A 13,342-nucleotide genomic window follows, 5' to 3' on the forward strand; every position below is an offset into this window, starting at 1 on the left:
GTTGTAAATCGTGATGAATAAACCTGCCATATACTTCAGCATGATCAATGCTGTCGCTGATCTGCCCGAGCTTCATAATTTGAGTGATGCGGGTGCCGGTTTGGGTTTGATGGGGTATACCCCAGCTAATAACACCGAAATGATTGTGACTGGCAGGGATATTACGCCACTGCCGGGTATTATCCCCCAACCCTTGCTGACCAATAATGCAATCACGCCTGCGCTATTAGTCCACAGTCTGTTACAGCTGTTGCGTCGCAATGGTTATGAAGTACATATGCGGGTCTACAATATCGACCTGCCGGTGACACCAGACTTGCCGCCATCGTTACATCAGCTGGACAGTGTTCAGCAGTGGCACTGTGATTGCGATGGGATTGAGGCTCTTATTAATGAGGTTATGCTCCCCAACCTGCAGCAGGAAGCCAATGGCAATAACATCAGTCTGATTGGTGAGTGTGGCGTGGGCAGTACGTTATTTTCATCATTGTGGTTCAGTTTACTGATGGGCGAAGAGGTGCCCGTATCTGGCAGCACTAAAGCCTCCCATAAATTGGAGTATAAACGTCAGGTTATTAATAAACTGCGCCGTGAAGTATTGGGCAGTGGCATAACGTCTTCAACAGAATCACTGCTAAGCCAGTCTGGCTGGCATGACAGCTTTCAAAAAACAGTGAGTGGGTTGCTTCAGGGTTTGATGGCGCAGGATCATGCAAACCCTGTCTGGTTAGCGGGTGGGTTGATGTTTGTTGCCCCATGGTTAATGCACTGTCATCAAAATCTGCAGCGGCTCGCAGAATATCGACAACGTTTTCAACAGGTCACTACCCGCTGGGTTTATACCGATACCGGTCAGGCCCAATCACTGCTGACGTTTATCAAAGACAATATTGAGATAAGGACACCTGTCGTTAATTTTTCAGAGTCCCGTCACCCTTGTGTCGAACTCTATGAACAGGGATTGGTGGTCGAGGGCTGTGGTCTTGGTGGCTGTCTTTATCTTGCAGAATATCTCGGTTTTTCTTCTGAACAGATTATTGCCGTCATCGATGAGTTTGTTGACGAGCATTTCTCACTTTTTAACGTTTCTGGAAATAAAGCTTTATGAGTGATTACAAATCCTCCGCTGGGCCAAGAGCCATTATGGTTCAGGGCACGACATCGGATGCCGGCAAAAGTGTGATCTGTGCAGGCCTCTGTCGTGCATTACGGAATCGTGGAATAGAAGTCGCACCATTCAAGCCGCAAAACATGGCCCTAAACAGCGCAGTCACTGTGGACAATGGCGAGATTGGTCGTGCGCAAGCCGTTCAGGCACAGGCCTGTGGTCTTGAGCCTCATTCGGATATGAACCCAGTGTTGCTTAAACCCAATACCGATATTGGTGCCCAGGTTATTGTGAACGGTAAAGCGTTGACGGATATGGATGCCAGAACCTATCACGATTACAAACCCAAAGTGATGGCAGCAGTTCAGGCATCTTACCAACGTCTGTTAAGTGCTCATGAAGCCGTCGTGGTCGAAGGTGCGGGTAGTCCGGCAGAAATAAATCTGCGGGATCGGGATATTGCTAATATGGGCTTTGCGGAAGAAGCGGATTGCCCTGTGGTCATTGTGGCGGATATTGACCGTGGTGGTGTATTTGCCCATCTCTATGGAACACTGGCGCTGTTGTCTGAGTCTGAACAGGCGCGGGTGAAAGGCTTTATCATCAACCGCTTCCGGGGGGATATTAAATTGCTGGAATCTGGCCTTGATTGGCTGGAAGAGAAAACCGGCAAGCCCGTTCTCGGCGTGATTCCTTACCTGCATGGCCTTCATCTGGAAGCAGAAGATGCGGTGGCCGTTCAGCAGCTGAATACCGAATCAGGCAATACATTATCAGGCAGTTCATTAAAAGTTGTAGTGCCCGTCTTCAGTCGCATGAGTAACCACACGGATTTTGATGCGCTGCGTTTGAACCCGGCGGTAGATATTACCTTTGTCTACAAAGGTAAACGACTTCCGCCTGCTGACTTAATCATTCTTCCCGGTAGCAAAAGCACTCGCTCCGATCTGGCATTTATGCGCGAGAATGGCTGGGATGAAGATCTGTTCAGACATATTCGTTTTGGCGGCAAAGTCATGGGTATTTGTGGTGGCTACCAGATGATGGGACAGTTTGTACATGATCCGGATGGCATTGAAGGTGAGCCAGGTTCCAGCAATGGGTTTGGTTTGCTGGATCTGGAAACGACGATTGAAAAAGAAAAACAGCTGCGACGGGTTAAAGGTGTGATGCAATTGCCCGGACAAGAAAAAGCCAACGTCACCGGTTATGAAATTCATGCGGGCACCACGGTCGGCTCTGCCCTTGAAACGCCGTTAATCCAGTTGGATTCCCACGACGATGGGGTGATGTCAGCCGATGGTCAGATATTTGGCAGTTACCTTCATGGAATTTTTGATCATTCCGAAGCTTGCCGTGCCATCCTCGAATGGGCTGGATTAAAAAACGTCGAAGTGCCGGATTATGATGCCGTTCGAGAAGAGGGCATTGAGCGGATTGCCAGTGCTCTTGAAGCGTCGTTGGATATGGATCAGATCATCTCAATCATGTTTGGACCGGAGTCCGTTGCCCAATGAGTCGTCAATCATTATCCGATAGTGCAACCTTTCCCGAAACCGGCGAAGCATTTATTACCTCCTGGAGTGGTGGTAAAGATGCTTGCTACGCTTTCTGGTTGGCACAGCGTCAAGGTAGTCATCCCGCTGCGCTTTACACCATGCTGGATGCAGACGGCACACATACCGGCTCCCATGGTTTGCATCGTGAGATTATTGAGGCACAGGCTAATGCGTTGGGTGTGCCTGTTCTGTTTCGTTCGGTACCCCGAGGGCATTACGAACAGCACATGAAAGATGTAATCGGTGAAGCCCGGGAGAAATTTGGAATTACCAGTGTCGTGTTTGGGGATATTGATCTTGACGCGCACAAAGACTGGCTGGACAGGGTCACGGATGAAGCCAATATTATTCCCCGATTTCCGCTGTGGCATTACACTCGACGACAGTTGCTGGATGATGTTCTATCCGCGGGCTTCAAAACCATGATTGTCAGTGTGAAGCACGACAAAATGGACATGAAATACCTTGGCAAGATTATGACGCCAGAATTGGCGGATGAAATTGAAGTGCTGGGTATTTGCCCGACCGCAGAAGATGGTGAATTTCACAGTTTGGTGGTGGATGGTCCCTGTTTTACTTCACCGCTAAAGGTGAAAACCGGTGCTATCCGACAGGACAGCTGGGGGCACTCAATGATTCAGATTACCCTCAGTGAGTAGACTGGCTGATAACCACAGACTTTAACAGGTACGTTGTAATCCAGAAGCCAGACGATGCCAGTCGTCCGTGTTTCTGGGAAGTCCAAATCGAATACCGCTTTCATCATCCAGAAGTCTGGTGAAGATACCTTGCTTGCAGAGTAACTCATGTAAAACACATGCCCGATCTGTGAAAACGGTAGCAAACATGGGTGTTCCATAAACCTTAGAAAAATGTTCCTGTAGTAATTTCAATAGCCGGTTACCGGATGTCTTCAAGCGGGTCATATTCTGTTGTTGCCAGATTTCATCTTTCAGGGATTGTTGTGCAATAAAACGACTTGGACCGTTTATAGTCCATGGACCAAGATGCTCCTGCAGACACGTCAACACGCTCTTTTCAGCGAGTACAAAGCCTAAACGTATGCCCGCAAGGCCAAAAAACTTTCCAATAGACCTTAATAGTATCAGCCCTGAACAAGGTACTTTATCGGTCAGGCTGTGTTCTGGTGAGCAGTCCATAAAGGCTTCATCGATAACCAGCCATGCCTGTCGTTTAGACAGCTGATTGTGCCACATCAACAGTTTTTCCGGATCAATCAAATGACCCGTTGGATTGTTAGGATTGATGATTACTACAACATCCGCCTGATGCAACTGCGCTTCCGTGGGTTCATCCTCATAAGTCAGTATTTCATAACCTTGCTGACTCCAGGCATGGAAGTGCTCGCGATAACCAATGGCTGGAATGGCAACGGTGTTGCTGTCTGGAAATAACCGACGGCGAATAACTGGCAGACTTTGTATGGCGGCTTGAGATCCCGCAACAGGTAAAATCGAGTTGCAACCATAATAGACAGTGGCGGCTTCAATTAACCCATCGTCGTCTTCTGGCAAACGATTCCAGCTGACTAATGGAATCTCTGGTATCGGGTAGCAGTGTGGGTTGACCCCTGTGGATAAATCGACCCAGTCTGACAGTGGTATCTGATACCGCACCGATGCAGCCCTGAGTTTTCCTCCGTGATTCAACATAAACTATGTCCGTTAGATGTAATAGCAGGCAGTAAAGAGCAGGGTAATGAGTGCCCAGAGTATGGTGCCTTTGGTGACCAGTGCTGTGGAACGATCAATGTCGTTTAAATTGGGTTCTTGTCCACAGCCTAGCTGAACGCCGGAAATCTCCTGACCATGGTAGGTTGCCTTGCCGCCAAGGGATATTCCCAGACTGGCAGCGCCGGAAGCCATCACAGAGCCGCCATTAAAGCTTTTATAGGCAGGTGCCTGAGAAAACCAGCATCGAATGGCTTGTCGGGTATGACCAAACAGGGCGTAGGTCAGGGCGCATAATTGACCCGGAATCAGGTTGAGAAGATCATCAAATCGGGCAGCTGCGCGACCAAAGTAAAGGTATTTGGTGTTTTTATAGCCCCACATGGCATCCAGCGTGTTGGCCATGCGATACAACACGGCACCCGGTGCGCCTGCCAGAAGAAACCAGAATATTGCACCGAAGACAGCGTCGTTCCCATTCTCCAAGACGGATTCAATGGTGGCACGGATAATTTCCGCTGGTGTCAGTTGGTCGGTGTGGCGGCTCACGATCCAGCCTACTTTTATTCTTGCTTCAGTCAGGATATCACTCTTTAAGGCACTGGAAACATAGCCCGCGTGCTGAATCAAACTGAATCGACCAATGACCAGATACAGTAGAAAGACTTCCAGTATCCAGCCGAAACCCGGTATCTGAATGAGAAAATAAACTGCAATAGTCGTTGGTATCACCGTCAGAGCCAGTGCCAGTAAACCACACAAAAATGATGATAGAGAGCGCTCTGGTTGATCAGGATAAACTGCTCTTTCTATCCATCGAGCCATACGACCAAAAGCGGACAGTGGATGCCAACGGTTGGGTTCTCCCAAATAGTGGTCCATCAATAATGCCAATGTCAGCTGTACAGCGGAAGACAATGCCAGTTCTATCACGAGGTTGCTCTCAAGGGGTTAGTGGAGTTGGTTGTGAGGCAAAGAATTCATTTTCTTTGTTAGCGGCATAAAAACGTCGAACGTTGTCCAGTTTCTTGCACAGATCTTCGGTGCCTACAATCAGGCGACCAGAGGCGCGATAAAGCAGGTCTTCATCAATGGTAATAATTTGTTGGTTCTGGCTTGCCTGAAGGGAAGACCAGCCCGCCGCAGAAACATCCACAGGCTTTGCAGTTCCGTGACCACCACGAAGCATAATGGATTGTGGGTTCTGAGCAATGACCGATTCCAGAGAGACATTGGCAAAGCGGGATACCATGCTGGGGAACACATTTTTACCACCGCAAAGCTCGACCACTTCACCAATAATATGACCATTGTCGACGGTTAACAGTGGCTCGTGCCATATCTGAATAAAGATACTCACAGGCTCAAGGTGAGCGTAGGTTTCCGCCAGTGTTTGGTAATGTCGCTGTAATTGGTCGGCATGTTGATTAGCGGCCTTGCTATGACCCGTCATCAGCCCAAGATTGCGGATGTTCTGAATAATGTCAGGAATGGTCTCAGGGTTGGAGTGATAAACAGGAATACCCAAGTCTTCCAGTTGTTTCAGCTGCATGGGTGGGTTGCCACCGCTGTAGGCAACAATCAGATCGGGCTGCAGTGCAATAATTTTTTCAATATTGATGTTGTTGTAACTGCCCACATTGGTTTTGGTTTTTGCGGCTTCAGGGTAATCGCTGTATTTGACGACACCAATCACCTGATCGCCGGCACCGCTTTCATAAAGCAGTTCGGTAATGTGCGGCGCAAGGCTGATGATTTTCTGCGCAATATTGGGCAATGTGATTTCTTTGCCGCTATCATCGGTGATCTGAATAGATGCTAGGGCGCTAACGGAAAAGGCACTGATCGTCAGGCACAATAAGCTGAATCGGATCAGTTGATTTATGGATGTTTGTACGGTTTTCAGTACGGTATCTCTCAGGCCGGATTCATTGGAGCGTACCGGTAAAGCTGATACATTGGCTGTACTAATTTCCATGCATTTTTCCATCATGTCACTCCAGCTGAAAGCGATCCTATGAAAAGCGATCCTGTTAACAATGGTTCCCGGTTTTTCAGAAATACGGAATGTGAATATTTTCCGTGTCATAAAGCCCCAAAACCGGAACACTTTAATTGCCTGATGTGCTTTTGCCCGCTCTATCTAATGGACGACTGTGGAGGTAAGAATACCTTCAAGTCCGGCATTAAAATCTGCACAGATTGTACGATTCCCCATGCCCCTAAAGGCTATGACCACATCATGCAAAAACTGAAAGAGCGGAATGAGACAGTCCGGCTTCAGTTTGTTGCGGTGGAATCATAAAGCGGCCGTTTCATCTTTCAATACGTGAGGTAAACCGGCGACGGTGAGCACAACACGATCAGCCTGCTCAGCCAGATTCTGATGCAGTCGGCCGGTTTCATCGCAGAACTTACGAGTCAGTTCACCCATGGGGACAATACCCATGCCCACTTCGTTGGATACGAAAATCACCAGGCCTTTCAGCGCTTTAAGGCATGACAGAAGCTCTGCTCGTTGTTCATGAAATACATCAGGGTTCTCATGGCAGAGCAAATTAGTCATCCATAATGTCAGGCAATCCACCAATAAGCATCGGTTGTCGTTTGCCTGTTCTTTCAGGGTTTTTGCCAGCAATAGCGGTTCTTCGATAACAGCCCAATGATCAGGGCGTTGTGCCCGATGGTGCTCTACACGATCAGCCATTTCACCATCGTGTACGGTGGCTGTGGCGATATAGATAACCTCAAGACCGGATTCAGCCGCTTTCTTTTCTGCAAGCTTGCTTTTGCCGGAGCGGGCACCACCAAGAATTAGCTCTATCACGGGGGTATTCCAAAAGTTAGGGTGCACTGTGTGGTTTGGTTGCCGCACAGTGTTGGTTTTAGCAGGTAAGGGTAGAGTCAGTTAAGAATCTTCCCGCGTTATTCTTGCGCAGTAGATTGGCGCGAAACTGCAAAGACCTCGTTCCCATGCTTCGCGGTTGTCGCAAAACTCTCAGCCAACTCGTTTCCATGTCCAGCGTGGGTGTCGCAAACGCCCTGGTTCCCATGCTTAGCGTGGGAATCCATACATCTATCTCTTTGAAACTAAGAGGTCTGCATTCCCACGCGGAGCATGGGAACGAGCTTAGTCTTAGAACTCTGGAGTCCAGGTTAGGCTGATGATACCTGCGCGTGGTGGGGCATTGTAGCCTTTTGCTGTTGAATATTCTTTGTCCATTAAGTTGGTTACCTTGAACTCGGACTTAAATTCTTTGTTGAGCTGCTTGGCTAAACGCAGATCCACAGTTGCAAAGCCTGAGAGCCTGATAGGATTGTCATCTCTGTCATATTCAAATGACTCGCTTTGAGCGAAGAGTGTACTACCAACTGACCAGCTATTAATCTTGCGATCAATGCTTAGGTTGAAGCTTTGTCTTGCTCTGCGTGTAAGGAGGCTGTCGTTCTCTTGATCTTTTGGATCCATTATAGTAACAGCTGAATATACATCCCAGCCTTTAATTCTGCTTTGGATGCTTGCTTCCAGTCCACGAATACGAGCTTTATCGGTATTGAAATATGTGCCTTCTGCGTAGGCAATCATATCTTCAATATCATTCTGAAAAGCAGATATTTCCCACGAACCGAAAGATTCATTGCCTTTCAACGCAACCTCATGGTTTTTAGAACTTTCAGGGTTCAGGCTTGGCTTTCCGTATTTACCATAAAGGTTGCCAAAAGTTGGTGCTCTGAAAGCTGTACCGTATGAGCCTATCAAGCGAAGATCATTTGTTAAGTTATAGCCGTATGCAATATTGCCAGTTGTGTTGGAACCATAAGATTCATTTTTATCCTGACGTAAAGCTATTTGTAAGTTGCTATCATCTAGCTGTGTTTGATTTTGAATAAATATCGCAGCGTTATAGCGTGAGTCTTCACTATAAGTGTTGGAGCCATCAACTTGATCTATATAGTAATCCAAGCCAACAGTTAGTAGTTGGTTTTCTTGCCAAGAAACATCATTTTGCCATAGAAGAGAATGACGTTCGGTCTCCAGTTCGGTGTTGCTTACAGTGTTTCCTGCGGGGATATTGTCGCCAAGATATTGCTTATTGCTATGCATGAAGCCAAGATCCAAACGCGTGAACCAAATAGCATTTATTGATTGACTGGCGTAGCTATTGAAAATTGTATTTTCAAAGCTTGAGTAGGCATTGTATGGGTTCTTCTCGTTAGTATCTTCATCGTAGTGAAGCTTACCTTTATTATGAGAAAAGCTAACACCCGCTTCTATGCCATTATCGAATAGATGTGAAATGGAGGTGGATATGGACTTATTCCGAAAGCCGTCATCGTCTAAGTTGATACCCTTGTGAGGGCTAGATGTATTCTCATCGTTAGTGAAATCGAAGCCATCAGTTTCAATTAATGATGTTCCAAAATTAAACTTGGTATTGCCAGTTTTTCCTCCAAAGTTAAGGCCAAGTTCTCTGGTGTTTTCTGTGCCAGCGGCCGTTCGAATTGAAAGGTGAGGTTCTCCCTTACCCTTGCGAGTGAAAATTTGAACAACGCCGCCTATAGCATCTGCACCATATAAGCTACTTACGCTGCCACGTACAACCTCAATACGTTCAATCTGGCTTGGATCAAGGTATTGTAAATCAGCACCGCCACTTGTAGCGCTGTTCATTCGTTGTCCATCAATTAATACGAGTGTCTGTGCACTGCTCGCACCACGTATGAACATGGATGTTGCCGACCCGCGGCCACCATTGGAGTAAAACTGTACTCCAGGCACTGTCCGCAACAACTCCGGCACAGAAGAAGCCTGACTACGCTCAATATCTTCGCGGGTAATCACAGAAACCGGCGCCAGCGTTTCATCAACAGACTGTGCGGTTCGGGTTGCAGAAACCACCACTCGATCCATTGTGTAAGCTTTTGGTTCTGTAGCCAGAGCCGTTGTGCTGCAAATCACCAGTGCCAGAGAAGTCAGCACAGGAGAAAAAGAAAAGTATTTCATCAGTTCTCTCGAAAAAATCGAATTAGAAACTGGGTGGGTAGCTACAACGATGAGTGATCATGTTGTAAGACAAATGTCGGTGTCTTTGGAGAGGAAATCAGAAGATTCTCTCAACCGCCAGGTAACCCGCCCGGTTAAAACAACAGAGGTTGTTTCTAAGTAGTTGACCATTTGAAAACGAATATTTCTGGCTGAATGGATGGTTACTATGCAAGGCACAACGCAGGGAGCATAGCGGTAGCTATGTGACCGGAGTTGTAACGCAGCAGAGTGACTGTCCATTCAGTCAGAAAATATGATTTCATTTGGTTAACTACTTATAGGTTGCTTAACTAAGGCAGGTATCCTGGCTCTGGAGTCTTTATTGCAGATCGCCTTCCCAGAATACTATGTCAGTATTGCCAGTGGCTTTTGATCAGAACTCGTCCATCACAGTTGCGGGTACAGCAGGGTTTTAAACCCAATTCCCAAATGATCTATTCATCAACAGTCGTATTGTATTTTACGGTCTGTTTACCTTCAGTTAACAAAAGTTTTAATGAAAAAGAAGCTAATAAATAGTGTGTTTTTCCGATTCGATTTAGGTAGTTATACATTCATTTGTACAATTCCTGATTTGGTCCGGTGGCAACTCAATTCGAATACGATTTTTCATTTTTTAAAAATGGCCAATAGTTTGATCAGGGTCATAATTTTTTGTGGGTTTTCCGTCAGAATCCGCTCCACATAATTGATTTTGATCATTTCTGGTCAATCTCTGCATGAATTTGATAATCATGGTTTGGTTTTTTTGATCTGCGTCAATTTTTATTAAATGGTGCTCTCTGACACATATCAAACCGATGTCGTGCTCATTTGGTTAGTCTAGCCGCGCAAATTCATACATTTTTTCATTCGAGCGAGGCGCAGGCTCCTCATGCTTCTTAAAACGAAACTGTTCGGAAAGGTTTATACCTTCTCCAGCATTAAAGAAGTGCTCGCCAAGGCCAACGAAAAGCGTTCTGGCGACGTACTGGCGGGCATTGCCGCCGAATCAATTACAGAGATGGTTGCGGCGAAAGATGTTCTCTCCCGCATGCTGTTGTCTGATCTTCGGAATAACCCGGTCGTTCCTTACGAGGAAGATGAAGTTACCCGAATTATTCAGGACGATGTTAACGAGCGCATTTACAGCGAAATCAAGAACTGGACGGTAGGCGAGCTGCGTGAGTGGCTGTTGTCTTATGAAGCCCAGAGTTCCGAGATTCGTCGTATCAGCCGTGGCTTGACGTCTGAAATGATCGCGGCGGTTGCCAAGATCATGACCAACGGTGACCTGATCTACGCGGCCAGCAAAATTGTTGTGCTGGCGACGTGTAACACCACCATCGGTCAACCGGGTACGCTGGCAGCTCGTCTGCAGCCTAACCACACCACCGATAACGTGGATGGTATCCGCATCTCTACCCTGGAAGGTCTTTCCTACGGTATGGGTGACGCGGTCATTGGTCTGAACCCGGTAGACGACACCACAGACAGTATTTATCGCTGTCTGCATCAGTTCGAGGAGATCAAGCAGAAGTTTGAAATCCCAACCCAGAACTGCGTGCTGGCTCACGTGCTGTCTCAGATGGAAGCCGTAGAACGCGGTGCACCAGCAGATATGATTTTCCAGTCCATCGCTGGTTCCCAGAAGGGTAACGAAGCGTTTGGTTTCACCGCTGGCAATCTGGCAGAAGCCCAGGACATGATGCTCAAGCAGGGCACCTGTACTGGTCCTAACGTGATGTATTTCGAAACCGGTCAGGGTTCTGAACTGTCTTCCGATGCACACCACGGTGCCGATCAGGTGACCATGGAAGCCCGTTGCTACGGCTTTGCCCGTCGTTACAACCCGTTCCTGGTGAATACTGTTGTTGGCTTTATCGGTCCTGAATATCTGTACGACGGTAAGCAGGTAATCCGTGCCGGTCTGGAAGATCACTTCATGGGTAAGATGCACGGCCTGCCAATGGGCGTGGACGTTTGCTACACCAACCATATGAAGACCGATCAGAACGATAACGAAGCTCTGATGACACTGCTGACCGCAGCTGGCTGTACCTATTTCATGGGTATTCCTGCCGGTGACGACATCATGCTGATGTATCAGACCAGCGGTTATCACGATGTAGCCACCATGCGTGAGCTGTTTAACAAGCGCCCAATCCCGGAATTCGAAGCCTGGTGTGAGCGTATGGGCATTATGGAAAATGGTCGTCTGACTGCCAAGGCAGGCGATGCTTCTATTTTCCTGAAGTAATGAGGGCTCACCATGATTTCTGAAAATGATTTGAAAGACCTGATTGGCAAAGTCCTGAAGGAAATCGATCTGTCTGACGCCGGTAAGGCTGAACAGGTTGCTCAGGCGGTTGCTGGTAAGGTTGAAAGCGCTGCGGCGAATAGCGCTGCGGCAAATAACAGCGCTGCGCAAGTAGACGACAGCGAACTGTACGACATTACGGCTATCGAAATGTCAGACTTCTTCGCTATTGAAAATGCGGAGAACAAGGCTGAGTACATGAAGCTCAAGGCCAAGACGCCAGCGCGTCTGGGTATTGGTCGTGCCGGTCCTCGTTACAAGACTGAAACGATGCTGCGTTTCCGTGCTGACCATGCTGTTGCAATCGATTCCGTATTCAACGAAGTGGATGAAGCGCTGGTTGCTGAAGCTGGCCTGATTGCCGTGTCTTCCAAGTGTGAAGACAAAGATATGTACGTCACTCGTCCTGACCTGGGTCGTACTATCAATGAAGAAGGTGCCGCAAAAATTCAATCTGAATGCCGCAAAGGTGCGGACGTTCAGATCGTGATTGCTGATGGCCTGTCTTCCAGTGCGATTACCGCCAACCTGAAGAACATCCTGCCAGCTCTGAAACAGGGTCTGGAAGGTTATGGCCTGAGTGTAGGCGACACCGTGTTCATTAAGTTTGGTCGTGTGGGCGCTATGGATCACCTGACTGAACTGACCAGCGGCAAAGTCACTGTGATGCTGGTGGGTGAACGTCCAGGACTGGCTACTGGTGAGTCCATGGGTGCCTACATCACTTATGAAGGCAAGGTGGGTATGCCGGAAGCGGGTCGTACCGTGGTTTCTAATATCCATCGTCGCGGAACACCTGCTGCTGAAGCCGGTGCGCACATCTCCAACATCGTTAAGAAGATGTTTGAGCAGAAGTGCAGCGGTGTTGGTTTCCGTTTCTGATCTTTGGATATAAGGCAGTAATCGTTTTTAAAACGACTACTGCCGGTTGAAAGGAGTAGAGCAATGAAAGGTGATCGCCTGGGTGCCAGCGTACTGGCCGTGAAAATGATCCCCAATGTTGACGCCAAAATGGCGGAAAAGCTGGGTATGCCAAAAGGCTGGAAGAGTCTGGGTATCCTGACTGCTGATGCCGATGACGTGACTTTCTGTGCCCTGGACGAAGCGTGTAAAAACGCTGAAGTCTCTGTGGTTATGGGCAAGAGCTTCTACGGCGGCGCAGCCAATGCCAACAGCAAACTGGCTGGTGAAGTGATCGGTATGATCGCTGGCCCAAGCCCTGCGGAAGTTCGCAGCGGCTTGAACGTGGCTATCGATTACATCGAAAACGAATTCTCTTTCTACAGTGCGAACGAAGACGACAGCATTGCTTACTTCGCTCAGTGCATCTCCCGTACAGGTTCTTTCCTGTCTGGCATGGCTGAAATTGAAGAAGGCGAAGCCCTGGCGTACCTGATTGCTCCACCACTGGAAGCCATGTACGCACTGGACGCAGCAATGAAAGCAGCGGACGTGAAACTGTGTCAACTGTTTGAGCCTCCATCAGAGACCAACTTTGGCGGTGCCCTGCTGACCGGTAGCCAGTCTGCCTGTAAAGCGGCATGTGACGCTTTTGCCGATGCGGTGAAGTTTGTTGCGGACAACCCAAAGCATTTTTGATTGGTATTTAAAGATTTGCTCTTACTGAGTAAAGAATGG

General features: G+C 47.9%; 12 protein-coding genes and 1 riboswitch. Of the genes, 7 read left to right on the forward strand and 5 right to left on the reverse strand.

What is annotated here, in order from left to right; all coding sequences use genetic code 11:
• Positions 1 to 13 precede the first annotated feature (13 nt).
• From AKL11_RS08585 to AKL11_RS08595, 3 genes are read left to right on the forward strand one after another with little or no spacing between them, the layout of a single operon-like run.
• Positions 14 to 1,108: a nicotinate-nucleotide--dimethylbenzimidazole phosphoribosyltransferase family protein gene (locus AKL11_RS08585; protein ID WP_067516446.1), complete on the forward strand. Its 1,095-nt coding sequence runs from the start codon at positions 14 to 16 to the stop codon at positions 1,106 to 1,108.
• Positions 1,105 to 2,625, forward strand: a complete 1,521-nt coding sequence (locus tag AKL11_RS08590; protein WP_067516448.1) for a cobyric acid synthase — start codon at positions 1,105 to 1,107, stop codon at positions 2,623 to 2,625. The genes AKL11_RS08585 and AKL11_RS08590 overlap by 4 nt, the downstream gene beginning before the upstream one ends.
• Positions 2,622 to 3,326 carry a Dph6-related ATP pyrophosphatase gene (locus AKL11_RS08595; protein WP_067516450.1) on the forward strand — a complete coding sequence of 235 codons (705 nt, stop codon included), beginning with the start codon at positions 2,622 to 2,624 and terminating at the stop codon, positions 3,324 to 3,326. Before AKL11_RS08590 ends, AKL11_RS08595 begins: the two co-directional genes overlap by 4 nt.
• Before the next feature lie 21 nt (positions 3,327 to 3,347).
• Here the strand turns inward: AKL11_RS08595 and cobD are convergent, their stop codons facing one another.
• The 3 genes from cobD to AKL11_RS08610 are packed head-to-tail and all read right to left on the reverse strand — an operon-like array spanning position 3,348 to position 6,336.
• Entirely contained in the window at positions 3,348 to 4,340 is a 993-nt protein-coding gene (gene cobD / locus AKL11_RS08600; RefSeq protein ID WP_067516451.1) for a threonine-phosphate decarboxylase CobD, read from the reverse strand.
• A 12-nt stretch (positions 4,341 to 4,352) separates the two neighbouring features.
• Positions 4,353 to 5,291: an adenosylcobinamide-phosphate synthase CbiB gene (cbiB, locus tag AKL11_RS08605; RefSeq protein WP_216636781.1), complete on the reverse strand. Its 939-nt coding sequence runs from the start codon at positions 5,289 to 5,291 to the stop codon at positions 4,353 to 4,355.
• 10 nt (positions 5,292 to 5,301) lie between these two features.
• Positions 5,302 to 6,336 carry a cobalamin-binding protein gene (locus AKL11_RS08610; protein WP_157673476.1) on the reverse strand — a complete coding sequence of 345 codons (1,035 nt, stop codon included), beginning with the start codon at positions 6,334 to 6,336 and terminating at the stop codon, positions 5,302 to 5,304.
• 39 nt (positions 6,337 to 6,375) lie between these two features.
• Here AKL11_RS08610 and AKL11_RS08615 point away from each other — a divergent pair, with 39 nt between their 5' ends.
• The gene (locus tag AKL11_RS08615; RefSeq protein WP_067516452.1) at positions 6,376 to 6,663 is read left to right on the forward strand and encodes a cysteine-rich small domain-containing protein; all 288 of its coding nucleotides are present in this window, start codon (positions 6,376 to 6,378) and stop codon (positions 6,661 to 6,663) included.
• On the opposite strand, the gene cobU is transcribed toward AKL11_RS08615, so the two are convergent.
• Positions 6,658 to 7,185 carry a bifunctional adenosylcobinamide kinase/adenosylcobinamide-phosphate guanylyltransferase gene (cobU, locus tag AKL11_RS08620; protein WP_067516453.1) on the reverse strand — a complete coding sequence of 176 codons (528 nt, stop codon included), beginning with the start codon at positions 7,183 to 7,185 and terminating at the stop codon, positions 6,658 to 6,660. The genes AKL11_RS08615 and cobU overlap by 6 nt on opposite strands.
• A gap of 309 nt (positions 7,186 to 7,494) precedes the next feature.
• On the reverse strand, positions 7,495 to 9,363 hold the full coding sequence (locus AKL11_RS08625) for a TonB-dependent receptor domain-containing protein (protein ID WP_095210273.1): 1,869 nt from the start codon (positions 9,361 to 9,363) through the stop codon (positions 7,495 to 7,497).
• A gap of 319 nt (positions 9,364 to 9,682) precedes the next feature.
• Positions 9,683 to 9,899, reverse strand: a riboswitch (cobalamin riboswitch).
• Positions 9,900 to 10,279: 380 nt separating this feature from the next.
• On the opposite strand from AKL11_RS08625, the gene AKL11_RS08630 reads away from it, so the two are divergent.
• From AKL11_RS08630 to eutL, 3 genes are all read left to right on the forward strand, one after another.
• On the forward strand, positions 10,280 to 11,644 hold the full coding sequence (locus AKL11_RS08630) for an ethanolamine ammonia-lyase subunit EutB (RefSeq protein WP_067516460.1): 1,365 nt from the start codon (positions 10,280 to 10,282) through the stop codon (positions 11,642 to 11,644).
• Positions 11,645 to 11,656: 12 nt separating this feature from the next.
• On the forward strand, positions 11,657 to 12,586 hold the full coding sequence (gene eutC, locus AKL11_RS08635) for an ethanolamine ammonia-lyase subunit EutC (RefSeq protein WP_067516463.1): 930 nt from the start codon (positions 11,657 to 11,659) through the stop codon (positions 12,584 to 12,586).
• 63 nt (positions 12,587 to 12,649) lie between these two features.
• The gene (eutL, locus tag AKL11_RS08640; RefSeq protein ID WP_067516465.1) at positions 12,650 to 13,303 is read left to right on the forward strand and encodes an ethanolamine utilization microcompartment protein EutL; all 654 of its coding nucleotides are present in this window, start codon (positions 12,650 to 12,652) and stop codon (positions 13,301 to 13,303) included.
• The last annotated feature ends 39 nt before the right edge of the window (positions 13,304 to 13,342 follow it).

The organism is Endozoicomonas ascidiicola, from assembly GCF_001646945.1.
In the GTDB taxonomy this organism is placed as follows: Bacteria; Pseudomonadota; Gammaproteobacteria; order Pseudomonadales; family Endozoicomonadaceae; genus Endozoicomonas; species Endozoicomonas ascidiicola.

Excerpts from the sequence above, each read along its gene's own strand:
- AKL11_RS08585 (WP_067516446.1), top strand. The coding sequence starts at position 14 with ATGAATAAACCTGCCATATACTTCAGCATGATCAATGCTGTCGCTGAT.
- AKL11_RS08590 (WP_067516448.1), top strand. The coding sequence starts at position 1,105 with ATGAGTGATTACAAATCCTCCGCTGGGCCAAGAGCCATTATGGTTCAG.
- AKL11_RS08595 (WP_067516450.1), top strand. The coding sequence starts at position 2,622 with ATGAGTCGTCAATCATTATCCGATAGTGCAACCTTTCCCGAAACCGGC.
- cobD (WP_067516451.1), bottom strand. The coding sequence starts at position 4,340 with ATGTTGAATCACGGAGGAAAACTCAGGGCTGCATCGGTGCGGTATCAG.
- AKL11_RS08610 (WP_157673476.1), bottom strand. The coding sequence starts at position 6,336 with ATGGAAATTAGTACAGCCAATGTATCAGCTTTACCGGTACGCTCCAAT.
- AKL11_RS08615 (WP_067516452.1), top strand. The coding sequence starts at position 6,376 with ATGAAAAGCGATCCTGTTAACAATGGTTCCCGGTTTTTCAGAAATACG.
- AKL11_RS08625 (WP_095210273.1), bottom strand. The coding sequence starts at position 9,363 with ATGAAATACTTTTCTTTTTCTCCTGTGCTGACTTCTCTGGCACTGGTG.
- AKL11_RS08630 (WP_067516460.1), top strand. The coding sequence starts at position 10,280 with ATGCTTCTTAAAACGAAACTGTTCGGAAAGGTTTATACCTTCTCCAGC.
- eutC (WP_067516463.1), top strand. The coding sequence starts at position 11,657 with ATGATTTCTGAAAATGATTTGAAAGACCTGATTGGCAAAGTCCTGAAG.
- eutL (WP_067516465.1), top strand. The coding sequence starts at position 12,650 with ATGAAAGGTGATCGCCTGGGTGCCAGCGTACTGGCCGTGAAAATGATC.